Raw genomic sequence first — 23997 nt, forward strand, 5'->3', positions numbered from 1 at the left:
TGGTGGTCCTTTCGTTCAGGCTGTATCGCCTTCGATCAGTTCAAATCCAAGATCGGCGATGTGAGACGGGTGATCGTTGATGACCAACTCGGCCGCCAGCTTTCCCGTCGCGACGCGAGGCGTGCGAATGGTCGTCAGAGGCTGCGGCGTGGCCTGGCCGATATCGAGGCCGTTATGGCCGAAAAGGGCGAGCCTGGTTGGGACGGAAATGGCGCGTGCAAGACAATGAAAATATCCGCCGAGCGCCATGTCGTCGTTCGAGAAATAGACCGCATCGAGTCCCGGCGCCCTTCGAAGAAGCTGCTCGAGCCCCGCCCGCCCGCTCCCAACCGAAGAAGCGCCCGGACGGATTTCCCGATCCACAAGGGCGACGCCGGCCAGGTTCAGCGCTTCACGGAAGCCGTCGAAGCGTTTGCCGGCGCGTGTGTCGCGGTCGAGATCGTGGCCGACATAGCCGATCCGGCGATAACCGCGCTTCAACAGGAATTCGGCGCTCGCCCGACCCGCCTCACGATTGGAAAAGCCGACCGCCAGGTCTATGGCGCTCCCGTCGATGTCGAGCAGTTCGACGACGCGACAGCCGCTCGCCCGCAGCATCTTGAGCGTGCCCTCCGTATGCTCGAATCCGGCAAGCATCACCGCCGTCGGCCGCCAGGCGAGCATGGCGGCGACGAGGGCCTCCTCGCGCTCCGGCTCATAGTCCGTCACGGAAAAGACGGCCTGATAGCGATTTTCCTCCAGAACGGCACCTGCACCCCGCAGCACGTCCGGGAACACGATGTTGGTGAGCGACGGGATGACGAAGGCAACGAGCCGGGACCCGGCCGAGGCCAAGGTTCCGGCGATCCGGTTCGGCACGTAGCCAAGCCGCTCGACCGCATCCAACACGCGCTCGCGGGCCTTGCCGGAGAACGAGCCGTGATTGCGCAGCACGCGGGAAACCGTGCTCTCACCCACGCCCGCGGCTTCCGCCACCTCTGCGAGCGTTACGGGTGTCTGCTGCTTGAAGTCCGTCGCCACTTCGCGCCTGTCCAGTTTGACGAGACCGTTCACGGCTCTCATCGACTTCATAGGCGGATTTTTTTGGCAGCGCTACCAATTTTGGTTGGCAGCGCTGCCAAAAATCCCTAGAACGAGTGAGCGGCAACTGGAGGAGACGAAATGACATCGAAGATCGCAGTGCTCGGGCTCGGCTCGATGGGCTTCGGTATGGCGTGCTCGTTGAAAAGCGCGGGCCTCGACGTGTTTGGCTACGACGTTGCCCCGCCCGCAGTGGAACGTTTCGTCGCCGAAGGCGGTCGCGGAGCGGGCACGCCAGGCGAAGCCGTGACGGGCGCCGACATCGTCGTTTCGGTGGTCGTGAGCGGCGCGCAGACCGAAGCCGTTCTGTTCGGCCGGGACGGCGTTGCAGACGCGATGAAGCCCGGCGCCGTCTTCATATCGTCCGCGACAATGGATCCGGCGATCGCGCGCGACTTGGCGCAGCGGCTCGAAGGACTGGGGTTTCACTATCTCGACGCGCCGATCTCAGGCGGCGCGGTAAAGGCATCGAAGGGCGAACTGACGATCATGGCGTCGGGATCGCCGCAGGCCTTCGCCGCCGCCCGACCGGCGCTCGACGCCATGGCCGCCAAGGTTTACGAACTCGGCGAGACTGCCGGGACCGGCGCCGCCTTCAAGATGATCAACCAGCTTCTCGCCGGCGTGCACATCGCGGCCGCCTGCGAAGCGATCGCCTTCGCGGCGAAACAAGGGCTGGACCTCGACAAAGTATACGAGGTGATCACCGCCTCGGCCGGCAATTCCTGGATGTTCGAGAACCGCATCCCGCATGTGCTGGCGGGAGATTACGCCCCGCTGAGCGCCATCGAGATTTTCGTGAAGGACCTCGGCATCGTCCAGGATATGGCGCGCGCGGAGCGCTATCCGGTGCCGCTCGTGGCGGCCGCACTGCAGATGTATCTTGCAGCCTCGGGCGCAGGCATGGGGCGCGACGACGATTCCTCCCTCGCGCGGCTCTACGCCCAGCTCTCCGGGGCCACGTTGCCCGGCACAAATAACCCGTAAGGAAGACGCGCATGCCCGTTTTTGCCGCCAATCTGACGATGATGTTCACCGAGTGGCCGTTCCTCGACCGCTTCGACGCGGCGGCCGACGCCGGGTTCGCCGCCGTCGAGTACCTTTTTCCCTACGAGGTGCCGCCGGAAGCGATCGCCGAACGGCTTGCCCGCAACAGGCTCGAGCAGGCGCTGTTCAACCTGCCGCCGGGCGATTGGGCAGCCGGCGAGCGCGGCATCGCCGCCCTGCCCGGTCGCTTCGACGGGTTGAAATCGGATGTCGACAAGGCGCTCGACTACGCGGCGGCGACCGGCGCCAAGCGCCTGCACCTGATGGCTGGTCTTGCTGATCCGCGCGACCCGGAGGCCGCATCCCGTTACCGCCGCTCGGTCGCCTATACCGCCGGGCGCCTGGCCGACGAAGGCATCGATCTCCTCGTCGAACCGATCAACGGGCGCAACATGCCGGGATATTTCCTCAACGATTTCGGGACCGCCGAGCGGCTCATCGCCGAACTGGCGCTGCCCAACCTGAAGCTGCAATTCGACATCTATCACCGGCAGATCCTGCACGGCGACGTCGCAATGGCGCTCCGCCAACTGATGCCGGTCACCGGCCACATCCAGATCGCCAGCGTGCCCTCGCGGCACGAGCCCGATGGCGAGGAGTTGAACTATCGCTACCTCTTTGATGAAATCGACCGGCTCGGCTATGGCGGCTTCGTCGGCTGCGAATATAACCCGCGCGGCCGGACGCTGGACGGCCTCGGCTGGTTCAAACCCTTTCGACGGAGCTGACCCATGACAATCCTGCTCGGATCGATCGCCGACGACTACACGGGCGCCTCCGATCTCGCGAATACGCTGACGAAGAACGGGCTTCGCACCGTGCAGACGGTCGGCATTCCCGATCCGTCGCTCGCCCTGCCCGACGTCGATGCAGTGGTCGTTTCCCTGAAGATCCGGTCGGTCGCAGCGGAGGAGGCCGTGGCCGCCGCCCTCGCGGCCGAAAGCTGGCTGCGCGGCCGAGGCGCCGCCCATGTGCTCTACAAGATCTGCTCCACCTTCGATTCGACGGATCTCGGCAATATCGGGCCGGTGACCGAGGCGCTTCTGAGCGTCTCCGGCGGCGACATCGCCCTCGTTACGCCGGCCTTTCCGGAAACGGGGCGAACCGTCTATCTTGGCCATCTTTTCGTCAACGGCCAGCCGCTTGACGAAAGCCCGTTGAAAGACCACCCGCTCAACCCGATGCGCGATGCCAATCTGGTGCGGGTGCTCACCCGCCAGTCGCGCGGCAAGGCCGGCCTCATCGACCTGCCGACCGTCACGCGCGGAGCCGATGCGGTAAAGGCGCGGCTCGATCGGTTACGCGCCGAAGGCGCCGCCGCGGCAATCGCGGATGCGGTTTTCGAACGCGATCTCGAAACGCTCGGCGAAGCGGCGCTCGAAATGCCCGTCTCCACCGGCGCGTCCGGCCTGGGTCTCGGCCTCGCTCGCGCGCTTCTGCGCTCCGGCCGCGCTTCGGCAAGCGGCGGGGAAAGCGACGCCATCCGCCCCGTCGGCGGTCTTGCCGCGGTGGTCGCAGGCAGTTGTTCGGCGGCAACGCTGAAGCAGCTCGACGCGGCGGAACGCCATATGCCGGTGCTGCGGCTCGACACGGAAAAGCTCCTCGCCGGATCGGACGAGATTTCCGCAGCCGTCGCCTGGGCCGGGGAACGGATTGCCCAAGGCCCCGTCGCCATCGCCGCGAGTGCCGCGCCCGAGGTCGTTTCGCGTCTGCAGGCGCGCTACGGGCGAGAGGCATCCGGGCACGCGATCGAAACGGCAACCGCCGCGATCGCCGGCGAACTGGTGGAGCGCGGCGTGAGACGCCTCGTCGTCGCCGGCGGAGAGACCTCCGGCGCGACCGTCGACAGGCTCGGCATTCCGGCTTTCCTGATCGGTCCGGAAATCGCGCCCGGCGTCCCCGTGCTGAGGACGATCGGCACTGCCGGAAACGACATGTTGCTGGCGCTGAAATCGGGCAATTTCGGCGGCGAGGATTTCTTCGCCACGGCGCTGTCGATGATGCGGTGAGAGGGAAGGCGGGCGGTCCCCCTCGTCTGCCGCCCGCCCGCTGCACGCTTCCTCAAATCGGACCGAGTAAAGCATGCACCTTTGAGTTTGCCGCAGCGCGTCCGCGCGACGGCTCTTACAGGCCGTTGTCCTTCAGGATCTGCGCGGCGTTTTCCTTGGTTACCTTCATCGTGTCGAGCGTGACGGTCTTTTCGACCTTTTCCCCCTTCAGGAACTTCACCGCCTGGCGGAGACCCTCTGCTCCCGGCGTCGCATAGAGGAAGGTCGCGGTGAGTTCGCCGTTGTTGACCCAGGTCACGCCTTCGTTCGGGAGCGCGTCGATGCCGATGAACTTCATTTCCTTCTCACGACCTGCGTCCTTCGCCGCCAGATAGGCGCCATAGGCCATCGGATCGTTGTGGCCGTATACGAGATCGATCTTCTCGTTGTTGCGCAGCGCCGTCGCCATGATGTTGTAGGCCTGGTCCTGCTTCCAGTCGCCGGATTGCTGATCGAGCAGGTTCTTGATGCCGGGCTCCTTGTCGGTGAACTCGTGGAAGCCGTCGTGGCGGTCGTGGGCCGGCTGGGTGCCCATGCCGCCCCATATCTCGACGATATTGCCCTGAGCCTTGCCCTTTCCGCCGAGAAGCTCGACCGCATATTCGCCGGCCGCGCGGCCGATCAGTTTGTTGTCGCCGCCGACGAACTGGGTGTACTGGTCGGTCTCGACGTTGCGGTCGAGAACGAAGACCGGGATCTTGGCATCGATCGCCTGCTGCACCACGCCGGTGAGCCCTGCGGACTCTTTCGGCGACACGAGCAAGGCATCCACCTCCTGGCGAATGAGGTTCTCGACGTCGGCCACCTGCTTTTCCGTCCTGTCCTCACCGTCGGTTATGATCAGTTCGACGTCCGGATGCTTTGCCGCCTCGGCGATGATGTCCTTGTTGAACTGCGCACGCCACGGTTCGATCGTCGTCGCCTGGCTGAAGCCGATGCGAAACTTCTTGTCCTGAGCCAGGGCGTCGTGCGCCGGCATGAGCACGGTCGTCGCGGCGAGAACGGCGGCGACCGCCGTCAGTTTGATGATGTCACGGCGTTTCATTTCTTCTTTCCTCCCATTGTCATGGATAACGTCTCTCCCGACGTCCGCTCCTCGGCGGACGTATCTCCTTGAGTCGGGCGCCGGCTTGCGCCCGGCAGCCGCAATTGCGCGAGAAGGTCGTAGGCATTGCGCTCCTGAACGAGCACCGTGCCGATGATGATCACGCCCTTCAGCACCAGCTGAAGATTGGAATTGATGTTGTGGAGCTGCAGGATATTGGAGAGCAGGCCGAAGATCAGGACGCCGCAGAACGTCCCGGCAAGGCTCCCGCGCCCTCCCATCAGGCTCGTCCCGCCGATGACCACTGCCGCGATCGCATCCAGTTCGAGGCCCGCGCCGGCGTCCGGCTTGCCCTGCCGGTACTGCGCCACATAGAGGACCGCGGCGATGCCCGCGAGAAGACCCGATACTGCATAGGCGACGATCTTCACCCGGCCCGCATTGATGCCGGAAAGGCGCGCCGCCTCCTCGTTTCCGCCGATCGCATAGACATAGCGGCCGAAGGGGGTGAACCGCAGCACCGCGCCATAGAGAAGAATCGCGACGATGAAGAATATGCCGGGCATCGGCACGATGCCGAAGACGAGCTGCCGCAGCATATCGAAATCGGCGGTCGCATTGCTGCCGGTATAGACCGGCAGAACGGCGTTGTTCTGCCCGGCGGTGAGCCGGGCGATGCCGAGCGCCGTGACCATCATGGCAAGCGTGACGATGAAGGGCTGCAATCGTCCGACCACGATGATCGCGCCGTTGGCCGCGCCGCACATGAGTCCGACCGCCGGCGCCACGAGCAGAACGCCGAGCACGCCGAATTTCGTCTGCATCTGAGGCAAGAGGAAACTTAGAACCAGGGCACAGAGAACGATGCCGGCTGCGGCGGGCAGAACGGTACCGCGGGTCCGGTCAAGCCGGATGTCGCGGACATGTGTCACGCCCGCACGTGATTTCTCGATATTCAGGAAGACGAAGCGTACTGCCGCCGCACCGCCGACCAGAACGGCAAGCCCGACGGACGGCAGCCCCAGATAGAGGGCGGCCGTGTCCCCCGGAACGGTCAGGAGCATTGCGCAGACGACGGTGCAGATCGCCATCAGCGAGCCGACCGAAAGGTCTATGCCGCCGGTCAGAATGACGGCCGTCATGCCGGTGGCGATCAGCCCGGTGGTCGATACCTGCCGCAACACGTCGAGGAGATTGCCGGAGGAGAGAAAGATGTTCCTGCCCGACGACGTTACCGGCGAGGACAGGACTCCGATCAGGAAGATGGCGATCAGCCCCCAATAGAGTTTCGTACGGGAGAGAGCCTTCAGGAAATTCATGCAACCGCCCTTCCGCGTGCGCTCCGCGGAGCGGCGAGCTGCATGATGCGCTCCTCGCTCGCCTCCTCCCGGGAGATGAGCCCGGTCTGCCGTCCCTCGGCCATCACCAGAATGCGGTCGGCGAGGAGCAAAAGCTCCGGCAGTTCGGAACTGACCACCACGATCGCCAGCCCGTCGCCGGCGAGCTTGAAGATGAGATCGTAGATCTCGCGCTTCGCACCGACGTCGATGCCGCGTGTCGGCTCGTCGAGCAGAAGGACACGCGGACCGGTCGCCAGCCACTTGCCGATGACGACCTTCTGCTGGTTGCCGCCGGACAGGGTTCCGGCCGCCTGATCGGTGCTCGCGCAGCGCACGCCGAGCGCATCGACTGCCCCTTTTGCGAGCGCACGCTCGCCTTCGAAGGAGCGCAGCCCGAATCGGGCGAGCCTTCCAACAAGCGGCAGGGCCACATTGTCTCTGATCGATTCGTGAAGATGCAGCCCCTTCGCCTTGCGGTCCTCCGTCACCAGAGCAAAACCGAGGCGGCGAGCATCCCGTGGCGAGCGGATATCGACGGCGATGCCGTCCAGCCGGATTTCACCGCCGCGAAGGCCCTCATTCGATGCAAAGATCGTCTCCAGGATTTCCGTGCGTCCCGCGCCGAGCAAGCCGCCGATGCCGAGGATCTCGCCGGCGCGAACGTCGAAGCTCACGCCCTTCAGCACGTCGCGCCAGCCATGGCGTCCGGGCACGGCAAGCGACAGGTCCCTGACCGAAAGGACGGGCTCGCCGCCGCCGTTGCCCCGGTCGGCCGGATGCGCGTCGAGGAGGTTGCGGCCCACCATTGCGGCGATGATCGTATTCTCGTCCAGTCCGGCCATCGGCCGGGTCCAGACATGCCGGCCGTCGCGGAAGACGGTGACCCGGTCGCTGAGCTGCATCACCTCGTCGATCCGGTGCGAAATATAGATGATGCCGACGCCGTCGGCCGCGAGTTGCCGCATGATCTTGAAGAGGCGTCGACACTCGCCGGGCGAAAGCGCCGAGGTCGGTTCGTCCATGATCAGAATGCGCGCTTCGACGGAGAGGGCCTTCGCGATCTCGACGAGCTGTTGTTCGCCCACCCGCAACTGCCCGACGCGCGCCTCCGGGTCGAGTTCGATGCCGAGACGGTTCAACAGCCCTCGTGCGGCCTCCAGGCTCGCCTTGCGATCCACGAAAAGACCGGCGATCACCCGTTCGCGGCCGAGAAAGATGTTGTCGGCGACGCCGAGTTCGGGGACGAGGTTGAGTTCCTGATGGATGATGGCGATCCCGGCCGCCTCGGCATCGCGCACATTGGAGAAGCGGGCGGTTTCTCCATCGACGCGGAAGGTGCCCTCGTAGTCCGGGTAGACGCCGGACAGGACCTTCATCAGCGTCGACTTGCCGGCGCCATTCTCGCCCATGAGCGCATGGATTTCGCCCGCGCGCAGTTCGAAGCGCACATCCTTGAGCGCCGCGACGCCGCCGAACGATTTCGAAACCGCTTCGGCCGCCAGAACTGGCCGGCCGGATTCTTTGGTGACCGAATCACGGGGGATAGCATCGCGCATGATATTGGCAGCCTCCCTACCGCCGACATCTGACGCTCTATTCGCCTATTTCCTGCAGCCTATTCTAAACGTTTCGACACTGTCAAGCAGGCGGTTCCGGACTTGATTGCCTAATTCCAGCAATTCAAATACAGTTTCGCGATCAAATTATCTAAACGTTTCAGAAGAAATGCAGCAGCGACGAAATTCTCGGAAATCCGGTGCACCGACCATGCTCGACGTTGCCAAGGCGGCGCATGTCTCTGTGGCGACGGTCTCGGCCGTGATCAACGGCTCGGCCCCGGTCAGTCCGGAATTGCGCAGCCGCATCGAGCAGGCGATCGGCCTCATAGGCTACAAGCGCAACGCGATCGCCCGCAGTCTCAAGCTCGGCACGACCCGCACCGTAGGCCTGATGGTTGCCGATATCACCAATCCGTTCTTCACCGATGTCGTGGCAGTGATCCAGGACGTGCTGCATCGGGCCGGCTACGCCGTGATGCTCTGCTGCAATGACGAGGACGTTGCCTTGCAGGACGAGCAGATCGCCCTGTTGATCGACCGGAGCGTGGACGGCCTGATCATCGCGCCGGCCGGAGACGACGAGACGCTGAAGCGCATGATCGCTAACGCCAATCTTCCAACCGTGCTGATCGACAGGCTTTGCGACGGCATCGACACCGATGCCGTCGTGCTCGACAATCGTCGCGCGGTTCAGGATGCAACGGTCTATATGCTCGGCCTCGGCCATCGGCGCATCGGCTATATTTCGGGCTCGCTCGACACTTCGACCGGACGGGAGCGTCTTGCCGGCTATCGGGCAGCGTTGGAGGCGGCGGGCCTCCCCTGCGAGGAGGACCTGATCCGGATCGGCAATTTTCGGGAGAAGGACGCCTACACCGCGGCGATCCAGCTGCTGACAAGTCCCGAGCGGCCAACGGCGATTTTCTCCGCCAACAACCTGATGGTCATCGGGGTGATGAAGGCGATCCGGGATATCGGCCTTCGCTGCCCGGACGACGTTTCGGTCGCAAGCTTCGACGATTTTCCCTGGGCCGACGTCTTCCAGCCGCATCTGACGACGATCGCCCAGCCAGTCCAGGCGATCGGCGAACAGGCCGCGCAGCTCGTGCTCGACCGCCTTTCCGGCGCTAGCCCGGAAGCGCCACGCCGGCTCGTGCTTCAGGGAAGACTGGTGATTCGCGACTCCTGCCGGCCGGCCGGCAGCCTGACGCCGCGCGCGATCGCCTGACCCATTTTCGCACAAGGATCGCGTTATCGGGGCGTCAGTCGTCGTGCAAGGCGCGAGCGATCGGCGGGCCGAAATTCAAATCGCGGAACCTTGCCGCAAAGCCCGCGCGCTCCGGCGAACAGGCCGTGACGCCGGCCTCGGCATCAGCGGCGGAAAAGGGACAGAGCCGCGCCATCTGCCAGCGTTCCTCGCCAAAGCGGAATTGCACCCGCACCGCATCGTCATGCCGCGTCAGCCGCACCTCCAGTGGGTCCGAAGGCGCCCTTGCGTGCAACGGAATGACCGACCAGTCCGATACGCCGCGCGTCACGACCACGCTGAAATGCATCAATCCGTCGGTATATTCGATACCGCATTTGATCCAGTTCTGTTCGTCGAGCCGCAGCATCAGACCGGCCTGGTCGTAAAGCTGCTCATACTGGCCGACGATCTTCGCCGAGGCGGTGAAATCGCCTGAAACCGGACGAAGATAGGCATGTCCGCTGTCGCGCACGAAGCCGTAGAAGGTTTCGCGCCAGAAATCCGTCTTGGCGTCGGTTCTGAGCGACAGATCGCGTTCGTCGCCCTCCCAGCTTGCCGGCTCGTTCAGCCAGCGATAGGCGCTTGCCATTCTGTCCCTCCATCCGTCCCAGTGTTTAATTGCTCGGCAGCTGTCGCGCACCCCACTCGCTCTTCGGGATCGCCTTGCCGATTGCGAAGCTGAAGGAAGTGACCGATGTCGTCTCGGGGCTCACTTCGCATTTAAAGTCGATGGCGTACCATGTCGACCGACTGCGGAAGGCGCCGCCATCGGCGTTCAGGCCCGTCGGCGAGATGAAGCCCCCCGAAGGGCCGAAGGGAACGAGCATGTCCGGAAAGGCGCCGGGCATTTCACGCCGCACCTGCTCGAGCGCTTCGATGCTGCAGAGCTGCACGATCCGCTTCTTCGGCGGCAGCCTGCCGATCGCCTGTTTCACGCGGGGGTCCGACAGGGCGTTTTCAGAATAGAGTTCCTTCGCCTGGACGAGCTCGTTCGACTGGCGTTCGGCCATGGCCTCGGCCGGCTTTTGCGCCGGGTCCGCCCTTGCTTCCTCCACGACCGGTTTCTCCTGGGGAACAGCTGCAGCCGGCGGCGTGGCTGCGGCATCGGCCGCCTCGTTCGCTGCGCTCCGGGCATCGACGCGCAATTCCGCAAGCGCGGTCCTGCTTTCCGCCGGCTTTTCGCTGGCGGTGTTTTCCTTTTTTGCCGGGGCAGGGCGCGAGGCCTCCGGCGTCTCGCTCGGCGTTTCGGTCTTCTTCGGCGCGGCCGGAGGCAATTCGGGCCGAGGCGGCTTTTCCGTTTCGACCGGCGCTGCGGCCGACTCGAATGCCTCAGGCTGAGGACGCGTTTGCTCGCTCTTGGCCACGTTCGGCTGTTGCTCGGGCTTTTCTGCACTCTTCGGCTGCGCAACGAGCTCGACGCTGACGCTTTGCTCCTTTGCCGGCGCAGACAATTCCGGCAGCCGAACCAGCAGCAAGAAGGCGAGCGCCAGGTGCAGGGCGAGCGAGGTCGGCATGCCCCAACCGGTTTCTCCCCACATTTTCCTGGCGAAGTGCTGCATTGCTCAAAGATCACGGACTCGGAAGCACCGAACCTAAGAGTTCGAGCGCCCCGCAACAAGTGCGGGACGCGCGTCGGTCAAGCGTATTCAACCTGATAAGGCTTTTCGAAGAAATGCTCCTCGAGATTGCACCCGCTGCCGCCGCGGTCGATGACGACGAATTCGGAGGTCGAACGAAGCGGCGTCAGAATTCCGTGCCAGACATTTTGCGCGATGTTGACCCCCTGCCCCGGCGCAGTCTCGAAGGCGATCGGCTCGCCGGGTTCCCCGCCTTCGTCGGGCGCGACGACCACGAGAAAGGGATTTCCCGTCAGCGGGATGAAGGCCTGGCTTCCGAGCGGATGCCGTTCCACCATCTTCAGCGTCAGGGGGATGTCGTAGGGCTCGCCCTTCAAGAGGCTGACCAGCGTTCGGGCTTCCGGCCCGCTCGTCTCCACCTTCGCAAGGTCGTGATAGCGGATGCATTTGCCGGCGTTGATCGGAAAGCTCTTCGCATCGTCAGGCTCGATGACGTCGCCGAAGGGCGCGAACTCGCCGTGCGAAAGCGGGCGGATCGGTAGAGGTATCATGGTCTTTCCTCCCTGGTTGACCAATTGCCTTTGGGCGCCGGCACCGATCACTGGATCAGCACCGCCCTGAAATCATTGACGTTCGTGCCCGTCGGCCCCGGCTTGAAAAGGTCTCCAAGCGCATCGAAGGCCGCCCAGCTGTCGTTCTTCTGAAGCAGCGCGGCGGCATCCAGGCGCCGCGCCAGCAGGCGCGCGATCGTCGTATGATCGGCGAAGGCGCCGGCATTGTCCTCGGATCCGTCGATGCCGTCGGTATCCGCGGCGAGCGCCGAGATCCCGCCGATACCGTCGATGCCGAGCGCCAGCGACAGCAGGAACTCGCTGTTGCGCCCGCCGCGACCTTCGCCCCGGACCGTCACCGTCGTTTCGCCGCCGGAAAGGATGAGGGCGGGCTTCGGAAAGGGACGGCCGCGCAGCGCCGTCTCGCGCGCGATGGCCGCATGAACGAGCCCGACGTCGCGTGCCTCCCCTTCGATCGCATCGGAAAGAATGACGGCCTCTACGCCCGCGGACCGGGCCTTGGATGCCGCGGCCTCCAGTGAGACGCCTGCCGAAGCGATCAGCCGCACCTCGTTGCGGGCAAAGCGCGGATCGGAAGGTCTCGGCGCATCCGCCGCAGCGCTCGCCAGCCGGCGCATGACCTTTTCCGGCAAGGCGAGGCGATAGCGCTCGACGATCTTCAGGGCGTCGTGGCGGCTGGCTGCGTCGGCGACTGTCGGGCCGGATGCGACCAGCGCCGCGTCGTCGCCGGGAATATCGGAGACGACGAGAGAGACGACCCTGGCCGGATGGGCCGCGGCGGCAAGGCGGCCGCCCTTGATCAAGGAAACATGCTTGCGTACCGCGTTCATCGCTCTGATCGGCGCGCCCGACGCAAGTAGCGCCCGATTGACGGCGATTTCATCCTCGAGCGAAAGCTCCGGTGGTGGTGCCGGCAGGAGCGCCGAACCGCCGCCGCAGATCAGCGCCACGACCAGGTCATCCCCGGTCAGGCCGCTGACCGCCGCGAGGAGCCGCTTCGATGCCTTCAGCCCGCCCTCGTCCGGCAAGGGATGGGAGGCTTCGAGCACCTCGATCTGCCTGCAGTGCGCGCCGAAACCGTAGCGCGTGACGACCACGCCGCTGAGCGGCCCCTCCCAGGCGCATTCGAACGCCCGGGCCATCTGAGCGGCGCCTTTGCCGGCTCCGATGACGACCGTGCGCCCCTTCGGCCGCTCCGGCAGATTTGCGGCGATGACGCGTTCCGGATCAGCGGCGGACACCGCAGAGGCGAACAGGCTCTCCAGGAATTGACGCGGGTTGGCGATGGCGGCCATTGTTCCTCCCGTTTGGAAATACGCGGGCGGCGGCTCCTCCTTCCGCCGCCCGGATGCATGATCTCCCCGACGGATGAGGCCGTCGGCCGATCATGCGCGTCCTCGACCGCGACTTAGGCGACCTCGTGGTTCGCCATCCGCTCGAGCGCCCGCACGAGCCCGGAGTGGTCAAGCCCGCTGTCGCCATTGGCGGCGCAATTGTTGAAGAGCTCCTGGGTCGCCGCCGTGTTCGGCAGCGAGATGCCGAGGCTTTTCGCTCCCTGCAGCGCGAGGTTCAGGTCCTTCTGGTGCAGCGAGATGCGGAAGCCCGGCTCGAAGGTACGCTTGATCATCCGATCGCCATGGACCTCGAGAATGCGCGACGATGCGAAGCCGCCCATCAGCGCCTCGCGGACACGGGCCGGATCGGCTCCTGCCTTGGACGCGAAGACCAGCGCCTCGGAGACTGCCTCGATGGTCAGCGCCACGATGATCTGGTTTGCGACCTTGGTGACCTGACCGTCGCCGCAATCGCCGACGAGCGTGATGTTCTTGCCCATCAGCTTGAAGAGCGGCAGGGCGCGTTCGAAGGAGCTCGGCTTGCCGCCGGCCATGATGCTGAGAGAGGCGTTCTTGGCGCCGACCTCGCCTCCGGAAACCGGGGCGTCGATATATTCGGCACCGGTTTCGCGTACCTTCTTGGCGAACTCCTTCGTTTCGATCGGCGAGATGGAGCTCATGTCGATGACGAGCTTGCCCTCGCCCAGGCCGTAATAGACGCCATTCTCACCGAACAGGACATCCTTCACTTCCGGCGTATCCGGCAGCATCAGGATGATCGTGTCGACCGTTTCCGCGAGCGCCTTCGGCGTTTCGACGATTTCCAGCCCGTTGTCGACGAGCTCCTGGCGCGGCGGGATGGCGAATTTGGACGTGATGATCTTGTGACCGGCATCCTGAAGGTGCCGCGCCATCGGCGTGCCCATGATACCCAGTCCAATGAAACCGATAGATGCCATCGTGCTTAGCTCCTGATTTGGATGATGTCTGCGGATTGTTTGCGCCGGCGCTCGGTGCCGAGCCACCCAAGTCCTTCTGCGGTGGTCTTCAGCGGCTTGTATTCGCACCCGATCCAGCCGTCGTAGCCGGCTGCTTCCAGCGCGTCGAAGACGAAGGGGTAGTTGATCTCGCCGGTCCCCGGCTCGTTGCGTCCGGGATTGTCCGCAAGCTGTATATGCGCGATCTTTTCGCGGTAGCGCCTGTAGGTGCCGACGAGTTCGCCTTCGGTGCGCTGCTGGTGGTAGAGGTCGTACTGGACAAAGAGGTTGTCGCTCCCCACCTCCTCGATGATCGACGCCGCCTGCCCGACCGTGTTGAGATAGAAGCCGGGAATATCGAAGCGGTTGATCGGTTCGATCAGGAGGCGGATGCTGCACTTGCCGAGTTCGGCCGCCGCAAGCTTCAGATTGGCGACGAGGGTCGTGCGCAGCACGCTGTCGGGCACACCGTCCGGGGCAATCCCCACGAGGCAATTGACCTGACGGCAGCCGAGCGCGGTCGCATAGTCGATGGCCGTGGCGACCCCCTTGCGGAATTCGTCGATCCGATCCGGCAGGATCGCGATGCCTCGTTCGCCGCCGGCCCAGTTGCCGGCCGGCAGGTTGTGCAGCACTTGCGTCAGGCCGTGGCGGTCGAGTTCGCCGCGCAGCGCCCCCTTCTCGAATTCGTAGGGGAAGAGATATTCCACGCCTTCGAACCCGGCATTGGCGGCCAGTGCGAAACGGTCGAGGAACGGCGCCTCGTTGAACAGCATCGTCAGGTTCGCAGCAAATCTCGGCATGCGATCACTCCTCTGTGGTAGCGGGATGCGGGCGGAACCGCGCAGGACGTTCTTCAATCGAGAAGGGCGGCAATCGCGGTCGGGGCATCCTCGCCGCGCTCGGCGAGTTCCTCGAACTCGACGACCGCGTTGATGTCCGCCCCCATGGCGATGTTGGTGACGCGCTCCAGGATGAATTCGATGACGACGGGCACCTGGTGCTCTTCCATCAGCGCCTGCGCCCGATCGAAGGCGTCGGCGAATTCATTCGGGCTCCTGACGCGGATTGCCTTGCAGCCGAGCCCCTCGGCAACCGCCACATGGTCGACCCCGTAACCCTTCTCCGCGTCGCCGTCGGCATTGATGTTGTCGAAGGCCAGACTGACCTCGAAATCCATGTTGAAGCCGCGTTGGGCCTGACGGATCAGCCCGAGATAGGAATTGTTCACGACGACATGCAGGTAAGGCAGCTTGTGCTGGGCGCCGACCGCGAGCTCCTCGATCAGGAACTGGAAATCGTAATCGCCGGAAAGCGCAACGATTTTCCGGTTCGGATCGGCGGCCCGCACGCCGAGTGCTGCCGGCAGCGTCCAACCGAGCGGACCGGCCTGGCCGCAATTGATCCAGTTGCGCGGCTTGTAGACGTGCAGGAATTGCGCGCCGGCAATCTGGCTCAAGCCGATGGTCGAGACGTAGCAGGTGTCGCGGCCGAAAGTCTTGTTCATCTCCTCGTAGACACGCTGGGGTTTCAGCGGGGTCTGATCGAAATGGGTCTTGCGCAGCATCGTCCGCTTGCGCTCGCGGCACTCCTCGGCCCAGGCCGACCAGTCGCGCAGCTTGCCGGCAGTCTTCCATTCGGTTGCGACGTCGAGGAAGAGCTTGAGCGCGGCGCCTGCGTCGGAGACGATGCCGAAATCGGGCGCGAAGACGCGGCCGATCTGCGTCGGCTCGATATCGACATGGATGAACTTGCGGCCCTCCGTATAGGTCGGGACGTTACCGGTGTGGCGGTTTGCCCAGCGATTGCCTATGCCGAAGACGAAATCGGAGGCGAGCAGCGTCGCATTGCCGTAACGGTGCGAGGTCTGCAGGCCGCACATGCCGGCCATCAGCGGATGGTCGTCCGGGATGACGCCCCAGCCCATCAGTGTCGGAACGACCGGAACGCCGGTGATCTCGGCGAATTCGGTCAGGAGATCCGAAGCGTCCGCATTGATGATGCCGCCGCCGGCGACGATCAGCGGCCGCTCTGCCTCATTGAGCATGGCGAGCGCCTTTTCGGCCTGCGCACGGGTGGCGGCGGGTTTGTAGGCGGAAAGCGGCTCGTAGGTTTCCGGATCGAATTCGATCTCGGCAAGCTGGACGTCGACCGGCAGGTCGATGAGGACCGGCCCCGGCCGACCCGAGCGCATCAGATGGAATGCCTTCTGGAAGACGAAGGGGACCAGCGCCGGCTCCATGACGGTGACCGCCCATTTGGTGACCGGCGCCGCGATTTTCGCGATGTCGACCGCCTGGAAATCCTCCTTGTCGAGACGCGCACGCGGCGCCTGCCCGGTGATACAGAGGATCGGGATCGAATCCGCGGATGCCGAGTAGAGGCCGGTGATCATGTCCGTGCCGGCTGGGCCCGAGGTGCCTATGCAGACACCGATATTGCCGTGCTTGGCGCGGGTATAGCCCTCCGCCATGTGCGAAGCCCCCTCGACGTGGCGAGCGAGGATGTGACGGACCGATCCGCGCGCCCTGAGGGCCGAATAGAATGGATTGATCGCCGCGCCGGGTACGCCGAAGGCGCAATCAATCCCTTCTTTTTCCAGAACATAAACCGCTGCATCGACTGCGCGCATCTTGGCCATGGGAACTCCTCCTGTTTGATTGGAAGGTAAATCCATGCTGCACCCATTTCAACGCGTTTATGGAAACCATTCCCATCATATGGAAATAAAGATTTTCAACAAATAGGAGAAAATCGGATGCAATGGCTGTAGAGCATGATCTCAGGCGGCAACTGATTTGGAGACTGGCATGGAGGCGAACGGCAGGGGAAAGAGAGGGCGCAAGGCGGGAGAGAACGCCGCCCCGGCTTCCGTTCAGGTACTGGACAGGAGCCTGTCCCTGCTGGCGATCATCGCCGAAGGGGACGGCTCAACCTTGACCGCGCTTTCGGAGCGCTCAGGCATGGCGCCTTCGACCGTGCACCGGCTGCTGACGTCGCTCGCCCAGCACGGGATGGTGGCGAACGACGCTGAGGCCGGCACGTGGACCGTCGGCGTCAAGGCTTTCGAGATAGGCAACGCCTTCCTGCGCTTCCGCAAGCTCGGCACGATCAGCCGTCCTTTCCTGAAGCGGCTTATGGACGAAAGCGGCGAGACGGCGAATATCGGCATTGAGGAAGACGGCGACGTCGTTTTCATTTCCCAGGTCGAAAGCCACGCGCCGATGCGCGCCTTCTTCCGTCCCGGGCGGCGCGGCCCGATCCACGCTTCCGGCATCGGCAAGGCCATTCTGTCGACTTGGTCCGATACGGAGATCGCCAAGACTTTGAGCGGCAGAACGCTGCCCTGCTTTACCGGTCGGACGCTCGCCACGCTGCAGGACCTGATACGCAATGTTCAGGAGATCCGCTTCCGCGGCTGGTCGGTCGATGACGAAGAGCACACGCTCGGCATGCGCTGCATCGCAGCCCCGCTCTTCAACGAGTACGGCGAGGCGATCGGCGGCATCTCGATCTCCGGCCCCACCGTCCGTATCGACGACGAGAGACTCGGCATCCTCGGCCCCGCCGTGCGCCGCACGGCGGACGAATTGACGCGCGCGATCGGCGGGCATAGGCCGGAGGAAGGCTGAAGGCGCTCCGCATCCAGTTGGTCTGGTGCGCCATGCTTCGAAGGCCCTATCCGCGGCGGATGCCGCAGGCAGAACGCGGAAGCGGAAGCGAGGGCAAGCGGCTCGACCTCGACCTATCTCACCCCGGCATCGATCCTTTTGCCCGGCGAGCCTTGCGCGGCCTCCAGAAATGCTGCGATGACGGGTCCGGGGTTCGGCCGGCTGATGACGTACACGTCGGCTTCCGGCGCGGGGTCGGCGAGCGGCCGGTAGACGACCCCCGGTCGCGAAAGAGTCCTGATGCATTCCGGGACGAGTGCGACGCCGAGCCCCGCGGCAACGAGGCTGGTGAGGGAATAGGATTCCACGACCTCGTTCGTGATATCAGGTACGAATCCCGCCGCCACGCAGCAATCATGCAGGTAGCGGGCAAAGCGGGAGTCCGCGAGCCGCAGGAAGACGAAACTTTCCTGCCGCAGGTCGCCGAGCGCGATTTTCCCGAAATCCGCCAGGCGATGGTGCTCGGGCAAGGCGATACCCACCTTCTCATGCCAGGCGACATTCGCGACGAGATCCGGATGGTTCCGAGGCCTGCGCACGAAGCTGAGGTCGGTGCGATGGGAGAGCAAGGCCGCCTCCTGCGCCTCGGGGTCCATTTCATGGATACGGACGAACACGCCGGGCCACGCATCCCGGAACCGCGCGATCAGGTTGGACAACGGCCCCAGCAGCACCGAGCCGGTCGTCGCAATGTTCAGCGCTCCTACCTGCCCGGAACCGATGGCGCGCGCCTGGCGCGTCGCATGCTCCACCTGGCCGAGAATCATCCGGGCGTGTTCGAGAAAGTCGGCGCCCGCCTCGGTCAGCTCGACATTGCGGCTGGAACGCTCGAACAGCCGCGTGCCGACTTCCGCCTCCAGATCCCTGATCTGCTGGCTCAATGGCGGCTGGGAGATGTTGAGGTTCCTCGCCGCCGCCGTGAAACTGGCGGCCTCGGCGACAGCAACGAAATAGCGCAGGTGACGTAGCTCCATCGCGAAGTCCTATCGATACATCATTCCTCTGGATCGAGTGGAACAATATATTGGACGTATCGCGGATCAAGCCTGTAAAGTCCTGGTGGAGAGGCGGAAGAACCCGTTTCACCTGGCATTCGATGGGATTCACATGCAGAAGAACTACTATTTTCCGGAAGGCGGCCTCCCGCCTCAGACCAGCCTGCTTTCCGACCGCGCCATCTTCACCGAGGCCTATGCGGTCATTCCGAAGGGCGTCATGCGCGACATCGTGACGAGCTATCTGCCCTTCTGGACGAATACACGGCTCTGGGTGCTGTCGCGCCCGCTTTCCGGCTTCGCCGAGACCTTCTCGCAATATATCATGGAAGTTGGCCCTTCCGGCGGCAGCAACCGGCCGGAGACGGATCCCCGCGCCGAGGCCGTGCTGTTCGTGGTGGACGGCGAGTTCCATCTCACGCTCGGCGATGAGACGCATCTGATGCAGTCCGGCGGCTATGCCTTCATTCCGCCGGGCACCAAATGGAGCCTCAGAAACGAGTCCGGTGCGCCGACGCGATTCCACTGGATCCGCAAGGCCTATGAGGAAGTCGACGGGGTTCCCCTTCCCGAACCGATCGTCACCAATGAGCGCGACATCCCTCCCTCGCCCATGCCGGAAACGGACGGGCGCTGGGCCACCACCCGCTTCGTCGATCCTTCCGACATGCGCCACGACATGCATGTCACGATCGTGACCTTCGAGCCCGGCGGCGTCATCCCGTTCATGGAAACCCATGTGATGGAACACGGACTCTACGTGCTCGAAGGCAAGGCCGTGTACCGCCTCAACAACGACTGGGTGGAGGTGGAAGCCGGCGACTATATGTGGCTCAGGGCCTTCTGCCCGCAGGCCTGCTATGCCGGCGGACCGGGCAAATTCCGCTATCTGCTCTACAAGGACGTGAACCGCCATATGACGCTCGGCAATCCGGGCAGGCTCGCCTGATATTGCAGCCCGCCGTGATCCGCCATAGCTTGGGTGCATGGCGACGCCGAAGCTGGAGGCCTACCGCAAGAAGCGGAATTTTTCGAAGACGCCGGAGCCGGTCGGAAATCTGACCGGCGGCGGCAACCGATTTGTCGTGCACAAGCACCATGCGACCGCCGACCATTACGATTTGCGGCTCGAGGTCGACGGCGTCCTGAAAAGCTGGGCGGTGCCGAAGGGTCCGTCGCTCAACCCGGCCGACAAGCGGCTGGCGGTGGAGACGGAGGACCATCCCCTCGACTATATCGACTTCGAGGGCGTGATCCCCGAAGGCGAATATGGCGGCGGTCCGATGATCGTCTGGGACAAGGGCGTCTGGGCGCCGATGGGCGATGTCGAAGACGACCTGCGCAAGGGCGCCTTCAAGTTCCGCCTGGCAGGGGAGAAGCTCAACGGCGGATGGATGCTGGCCCGTCTGAAGCCTCGCCCGGGCGAAGAGGATCAGCGCAACTGGCTCCTTTTCAAGGAGCGCGATCCGGCCGCCGACACTTCGATCGACATCCTTGCCGCCCGGCCGGAAAGCGTCAAATCCGGCCGGCGGATCGAGGAACTGGTGGAGAAGCCGAAGGCACCGGCAAAGCCGGTCAAGCTCAATCCCGGGGCGCTGGCCGGTGCGGCCAAGGGCGCACCACCCGAACGCATCGAACCTCAACTCGCAACACAGACGATTCTCCCCCCGGAAGCCGAAAAGAACGCGAAAAAGCCCGAGCTCTGGCTGCACGAGATCAAGTTCGACGGCTATCGCACCATGGCCCACATTGCGGAAGGAAAGGTGCGCCTCGTCACTCGTGGCGGGCTCGACTGGACGAAGCGCTACGGAGACCTGCCGGAGGCTTTCCGGCGGCTGCCGTGCCGCGATGCCGTCATCGACGGCGAGATCGTCGTGCTGGACGAGACGGGTGTCAGCCGCTTCGCGCTGCTGCAGGATGCGCTTTCCACCGGCGCCGGCAACAGCCTCGTCTTCTACGCCTTCGACCTCCTGCATCTCAACGGCTGGAATCTTTTCGACGTCCCGCTCGAAAAGCGCAAGGCACTGCTGAAGAAATTGCTTGCAGGGCAGATCCCAAGCCGCTCGGCAATCCAGTTCAGCGATCATGTGGTGGGCGAAGGGCGCGCGCTTTACGACCGGGCCTCCGAGATGGGTCTGGAAGGGATCGTCTCCAAACGCATCTCCGCCCCCTACCGAAGCGGCCGGTCGAAGACCTGGACCAAGACGAAGGCGCTGAAGGCGGAGGATTTCGTGATCGTCGGCTACACCGTTTCGGAGGCGGCCGAGGGCATTGCGTCGCTTGCCCTCGGAGAGTGGGCCGACGGCGAGCTGGAATATCGCGGCAAGGTCGGAACCGGTTTCGACGCGCAGATGCTGAGAGAATTGCTTGTGCGGCTCGAGCCCTTGCGGGCCGGCGCCGCAACGCTCGAAGGGGCGCCCCGGGAGATCATCTGGGTGCGGCCCTTGCTCCGGGCGCATATCCACTATGGCAACCGGACGACCGACAACGTCCTGCGGCACGCCGTCTTCAAGGGGCTGCGCGACGTCGAGCTGTCGACGCCGGTTTCCATGTCGAGAAAGCGCCTGATCTCGGACGCGGACCTCGCAGGCATATCGATCACCAACCCGACCCGGCGGCTCTTCGGCAGGTCCGGCCCGACCAAGCTCGACCTCGCCGTCTACTACGCGATGATCGGGGATTTCATGCTGCCGCATATTCTCGGCCGTCCCGTTTCGCTGGTACGCTGCCCTACCGGCCGGACGCAGGATTGCTTCTTCCAGCGGCATCCCTTTACCGGCATGCCGCCTTCGGTCGCGACGTTCCAGGCAACCAACTCGGAAGGCGAGGCGAAAACATACCTGTCGGTCGAGGACGCGAGAGGATACCTGGCGCTGGCGCAGTTCGGCGTCGTCGAATTCCACAACTGGGGGACGACACGCAAGCTGCTCGGCAAGCCGGATCGCATCGTCTTCGATCTCGATCCCGGCGAGGGCATCGCCTGGCGCGAGGTGGTCGAGGCCGCGATCCACATCAAGGCCGAACTCGAGGCGCTTACCCTCGTGCCCTTCGTAAAGACATCGGGCGGCAGGGGAGTGCACGTCGTCGTACCGGTCGCGCCGAAGCTCGACTGGAAAAAATTCCATCAGGCGGCGAGCGCGCTCGCGACCCGTCTCGCGGCCACCGCTCCGGACACCTTCACCACCACCATGGGCAAGGACAACCGCGTAAGGCGCATTTTCATCGACTTCCATCGCAACGCCCGCAGCCATACCTGGGCGGCCCCCTATTCGCTGCGCGCGCGCACCAATCTGCCCGCTTCGACCCCGCTCAGCTGGGCGGATCTGGAGACTATCGACGCTCCGGCGGATTTGAACTATTCTTCGCTGCCGGGCCTTCTGGCCACGTCCGGCGATCCCTGGGCCGATATCGACGACTTCGCGAGGGATCTGTCTATACTGTAGTCGTTGAGCGCGGGATGCAGGCGGAGACCGCATGCATTTTCCTCATCCCGCTCTGGCAGATGTGATCGTAGTGCCGCGTAGGAGACAACCATGGCACCCAGGGCAAGTTGGAAGGGCTATATCAGACTGAGTCTCGTGAGCTGTCCGGTGAGGCTTTACCCCGCCACCAGCGCAAGCGAGCGCATTTCCTTCAATCAGCTTCACAAGGACACCCATAACCGGATCAACATGAAGCCCGTCGATCCGGAGCTCGGCCTCGTCGAGCGTTCGGACCTCGTGAAGGGCTACGAATACGAAGACAAGAAATACATCATCATCGAAGACTCGGATCTGGAAAGCGTCCGGATCGAATCCAATCACACCATGAACATCGAGGCTTTCGTCGACGCCGATTCCGTCGACGTCATCTACCAGGACGCCCCTTATTATCTGGCGCCCGACGGGGCCATGGCCGAGGAAACCTTCGTCGTCCTGCGTGAAGCTCTGCGCCGAAGCGGGAAGCTCGCGATCGCCCGCCTCGTGCTGTCCAGCCGCGAAAGGGTGGTGACCATCGGTCCGCGCGAGACCGGAATGTTCGTCTGCACCTTGCGCAATCCCAACGAGGTGCGCGGCACGGCGGATTATTTCGGCAACATTCCGGTGGGCAAACCGGATCCCGAGATGCTGCAGCTTGCCGAAGCGCTCATCGAGCAGAAGACGACGACCTTCGACCCGAAGCAGTACGAAGACCGCTACGAGGTCGCGCTGATGCAGATGATCCGCGAGAAGCTCAAGGGTCACAAGCCGATCATCGCGCAGGCGCCCGAACGCGGCAACGTCGTCAATCTCATGGATGCCCTGAAGGCGAGCCTTTCGCAGGCCAAACCGCCCGCCAGGAGCAAGCCCAAGGCGGAGCCCGCAGCAAAGGAGCCCGCTGCCAAAGCCGCGGCGGCGAAACGCGTGACGGCGAAACCCGCGGCCAAGAAGAAAGCCTGATGGCGGTTGCCGGTCGGACATTCGGTATCGTGGGCGCGCTCGCCGCCTTTCCGCGGCGGCTGGCGGCGCGCGAGGTCGAGCGCCAGGGCGGACACCTCAGGCGCGGTGTCAACAGGCAGACGAAGTTCGTGGTCTTCGGGCGCGGGCTGCTCGCAAAGGCGTCCGAAGCGGAGATCGAGGCCCGCTTCGACAGCGAAAGCGGGCAGCGTCGGTGCGTGCTCAGCGAGAACGGCTTCCTCCGCCTGCTCGGACTGGCGAGCGCCCCGGAAACATCGGCGCTGACGCGGCAATCGCTCGTCGACCAGTCCGGCATCTCCCCGCGCCACCTCGATCTTCTGTCGTTGTTCGACGCTTTCGAGCATGACGGCGAGCCCTATTCCTTCCGCGATCTGATCCTCGCCAGAAAATATGCCGGACTGATGGCCAGCGGCGCCGGCTGGAGCGCGATCGCGCGCTCGGTCCACCGCTCCGGAAACGTTGCCTCCCTCACGGCGCTCTCGCTGCACCATGAACGCAAGGATGCGATCTATGCGCGACGCGCCGAAGGCCTGAGCGAGCTCGACGGTCAATTGCTGCTCGACATCGGCTCTCCCGACGAGGAGGCGCTCGAAGATCTGTTCGCCCAGGCCGAAGTGGCCGAAGAAGCGGGGGAATACGACCAGGCGGCCGCGTTCTACCAGCGCTATCTCGGCATCGACCGCACCGACGAGGTTGCAGCCTTCAACCGCGCCAACTGCCTCAGGGCCGCGGGGCGGGAGGCCGAAGCGGCCCAGGACTATGTCCGCGCCATCAAGCTCGATCCTTGCTTCGTCGAGGCCTGGTTCAACCTGGCCGGGCTGATGGGCGAACGCGGCCGCACGGACACGGCCAGGCGGCATCTGAGGAGAGCGATCGAAATCGATGGCGATTACGCCGATGCCATCTTCAATCTGGCGAAGCTGGAGTTCGATGCCGGCAATCTCGCTGAGGCCCGCCGCTGGTGGACGCGTTACCTCGAGCTCGATCAGCATTCCGAATGGGCACGCGCGGCAGAACGCGGCGTGCAGTTCGTGAACCTTCATCTCCTCTCCAGAACGGCTGGCTGA

At 64.3% G+C, this 23997-nt stretch carries 21 protein-coding genes; 9 read left to right on the forward strand and 12 right to left on the reverse strand.

All coding sequences use genetic code 11. The features are described from left to right. Nucleotides 1–15 precede the first annotated feature (15 nt). Nucleotides 16–1020, reverse strand: coding sequence for a LacI family DNA-binding transcriptional regulator (locus BHD07_RS16850; protein ID WP_338282306.1), 1005 nt, complete (start codon nt 1018–1020; stop codon nt 16–18). Between the two features lie 141 nt (nt 1021–1161). On the opposite strand from BHD07_RS16850, the gene ltnD reads away from it, so the two are divergent. Genes ltnD through otnK form a run of 3 tightly spaced genes read left to right on the forward strand, consistent with a single transcriptional unit; the run spans nt 1162 to nt 4136 of the window. Then, nucleotides 1162–2067: an L-threonate dehydrogenase gene (gene ltnD, locus BHD07_RS16855; RefSeq protein WP_338281810.1), complete on the forward strand. Its 906-nt coding sequence runs from the start codon at nt 1162–1164 to the stop codon at nt 2065–2067. A gap of 11 nt (nt 2068–2078) precedes the next feature. Beyond that, nucleotides 2079–2855 (forward strand): 2-oxo-tetronate isomerase, encoded by a 777-nt coding sequence (gene otnI, locus BHD07_RS16860; RefSeq protein ID WP_338281812.1) that lies wholly within the window; start codon nt 2079–2081, stop codon nt 2853–2855. Nucleotides 2856–2858: 3 nt separating this feature from the next. Continuing rightward, nucleotides 2859–4136, forward strand: a complete 1278-nt coding sequence (otnK, locus tag BHD07_RS16865; RefSeq protein WP_338281814.1) for a 3-oxo-tetronate kinase — start codon at nt 2859–2861, stop codon at nt 4134–4136. Nucleotides 4137–4251: 115 nt separating this feature from the next. Here the strand turns inward: otnK and BHD07_RS16870 are convergent, their stop codons facing one another. The 3 genes from BHD07_RS16870 to BHD07_RS16880 are packed head-to-tail and all read right to left on the reverse strand — an operon-like array spanning nt 4252 to nt 8116. Then, nucleotides 4252–5220: a substrate-binding domain-containing protein gene (locus BHD07_RS16870; protein WP_324764586.1), complete on the reverse strand. Its 969-nt coding sequence runs from the start codon at nt 5218–5220 to the stop codon at nt 4252–4254. Beyond that, on the reverse strand, nt 5217–6539 hold the full coding sequence (locus BHD07_RS16875; protein ID WP_338281818.1) for an ABC transporter permease: 1323 nt from the start codon (nt 6537–6539) through the stop codon (nt 5217–5219). The genes BHD07_RS16870 and BHD07_RS16875 overlap by 4 nt, the downstream gene beginning before the upstream one ends. Next, nucleotides 6536–8116 carry a sugar ABC transporter ATP-binding protein gene (locus BHD07_RS16880; RefSeq protein ID WP_338281820.1) on the reverse strand — a complete coding sequence of 527 codons (1581 nt, stop codon included), beginning with the start codon at nt 8114–8116 and terminating at the stop codon, nt 6536–6538. The genes BHD07_RS16875 and BHD07_RS16880 overlap by 4 nt, the downstream gene beginning before the upstream one ends. 211 nt (nt 8117–8327) lie before the next feature. Here BHD07_RS16880 and BHD07_RS16885 point away from each other — a divergent pair, with 211 nt between their 5' ends. Further along, on the forward strand, nt 8328–9347 hold the full coding sequence (locus BHD07_RS16885; RefSeq protein ID WP_338281822.1) for a LacI family DNA-binding transcriptional regulator: 1020 nt from the start codon (nt 8328–8330) through the stop codon (nt 9345–9347). A gap of 34 nt (nt 9348–9381) precedes the next feature. On the opposite strand, the gene BHD07_RS16890 is transcribed toward BHD07_RS16885, so the two are convergent. The 7 genes from BHD07_RS16890 to gcl all read right to left on the reverse strand — a co-directional run bounded on the left by BHD07_RS16890 (nt 9382) and on the right by gcl (nt 16469). Further along, nucleotides 9382–9957 (reverse strand): DUF1349 domain-containing protein, encoded by a 576-nt coding sequence (locus BHD07_RS16890; RefSeq protein WP_338281823.1) that lies wholly within the window; start codon nt 9955–9957, stop codon nt 9382–9384. Between the two features lie 25 nt (nt 9958–9982). Next, entirely contained in the window at nt 9983–10906 is a 924-nt protein-coding gene (locus BHD07_RS16895) for a DUF930 domain-containing protein (protein ID WP_338281826.1), read from the reverse strand. Between the two features lie 98 nt (nt 10907–11004). Further along, nucleotides 11005–11496, reverse strand: coding sequence for an ureidoglycolate lyase (locus BHD07_RS16900; RefSeq protein ID WP_018096250.1), 492 nt, complete (start codon nt 11494–11496; stop codon nt 11005–11007). A 47-nt stretch (nt 11497–11543) separates the two neighbouring features. Then, nucleotides 11544–12812 (reverse strand): glycerate kinase type-2 family protein, encoded by a 1269-nt coding sequence (locus BHD07_RS16905; protein WP_338281829.1) that lies wholly within the window; start codon nt 12810–12812, stop codon nt 11544–11546. A gap of 113 nt (nt 12813–12925) precedes the next feature. Then, the gene (locus BHD07_RS16910) at nt 12926–13810 is read right to left on the reverse strand and encodes a 2-hydroxy-3-oxopropionate reductase (protein ID WP_275599383.1); all 885 of its coding nucleotides are present in this window, start codon (nt 13808–13810) and stop codon (nt 12926–12928) included. A 5-nt stretch (nt 13811–13815) separates the two neighbouring features. Next, nucleotides 13816–14631 (reverse strand): hydroxypyruvate isomerase, encoded by an 816-nt coding sequence (gene hyi, locus BHD07_RS16915; protein WP_338281831.1) that lies wholly within the window; start codon nt 14629–14631, stop codon nt 13816–13818. A gap of 53 nt (nt 14632–14684) precedes the next feature. Beyond that, nucleotides 14685–16469 carry a glyoxylate carboligase gene (gene gcl / locus BHD07_RS16920; protein ID WP_338281833.1) on the reverse strand — a complete coding sequence of 595 codons (1785 nt, stop codon included), beginning with the start codon at nt 16467–16469 and terminating at the stop codon, nt 14685–14687. A gap of 169 nt (nt 16470–16638) precedes the next feature. On the opposite strand from gcl, the gene BHD07_RS16925 reads away from it, so the two are divergent. Then, complete coding sequence (locus BHD07_RS16925; RefSeq protein WP_018096245.1) at nt 16639–17460, forward strand: IclR family transcriptional regulator; 822 nt, start codon at nt 16639–16641, stop codon at nt 17458–17460. Between the two features lie 113 nt (nt 17461–17573). Here BHD07_RS16925 and BHD07_RS16930 read toward each other — a convergent pair whose 3' ends face one another. Further along, a complete protein-coding gene (locus BHD07_RS16930; protein WP_338281836.1) occupies nt 17574–18473 on the reverse strand; it encodes a LysR family transcriptional regulator in 900 nt (299 codons plus the stop codon). A 133-nt stretch (nt 18474–18606) separates the two neighbouring features. Between BHD07_RS16930 and BHD07_RS16935 the strand changes: the two genes are divergently transcribed. The 4 genes from BHD07_RS16935 to BHD07_RS16950 all read left to right on the forward strand — a co-directional run bounded on the left by BHD07_RS16935 (nt 18607) and on the right by BHD07_RS16950 (nt 23997). Then, nucleotides 18607–19443: a bifunctional allantoicase/(S)-ureidoglycine aminohydrolase gene (locus BHD07_RS16935; RefSeq protein ID WP_338281838.1), complete on the forward strand. Its 837-nt coding sequence runs from the start codon at nt 18607–18609 to the stop codon at nt 19441–19443. A gap of 37 nt (nt 19444–19480) precedes the next feature. Continuing rightward, nucleotides 19481–21937, forward strand: a complete 2457-nt coding sequence (ligD, locus tag BHD07_RS16940; RefSeq protein ID WP_338281841.1) for a DNA ligase D — start codon at nt 19481–19483, stop codon at nt 21935–21937. A gap of 90 nt (nt 21938–22027) precedes the next feature. Beyond that, nucleotides 22028–22912 (forward strand): non-homologous end joining protein Ku, encoded by an 885-nt coding sequence (gene ku, locus BHD07_RS16945; RefSeq protein WP_018096241.1) that lies wholly within the window; start codon nt 22028–22030, stop codon nt 22910–22912. After that, the gene (locus tag BHD07_RS16950) at nt 22912–23997 is read left to right on the forward strand and encodes a tetratricopeptide repeat protein (RefSeq protein ID WP_338281844.1); all 1086 of its coding nucleotides are present in this window, start codon (nt 22912–22914) and stop codon (nt 23995–23997) included. Before ku ends, BHD07_RS16950 begins: the two co-directional genes overlap by 1 nt.

The sequence above is a fragment of the Sinorhizobium sp. KGO-5 genome, assembly GCF_036245905.1.
Lineage (GTDB): Bacteria > Pseudomonadota > Alphaproteobacteria > Rhizobiales > Rhizobiaceae > Sinorhizobium > Sinorhizobium meliloti_A.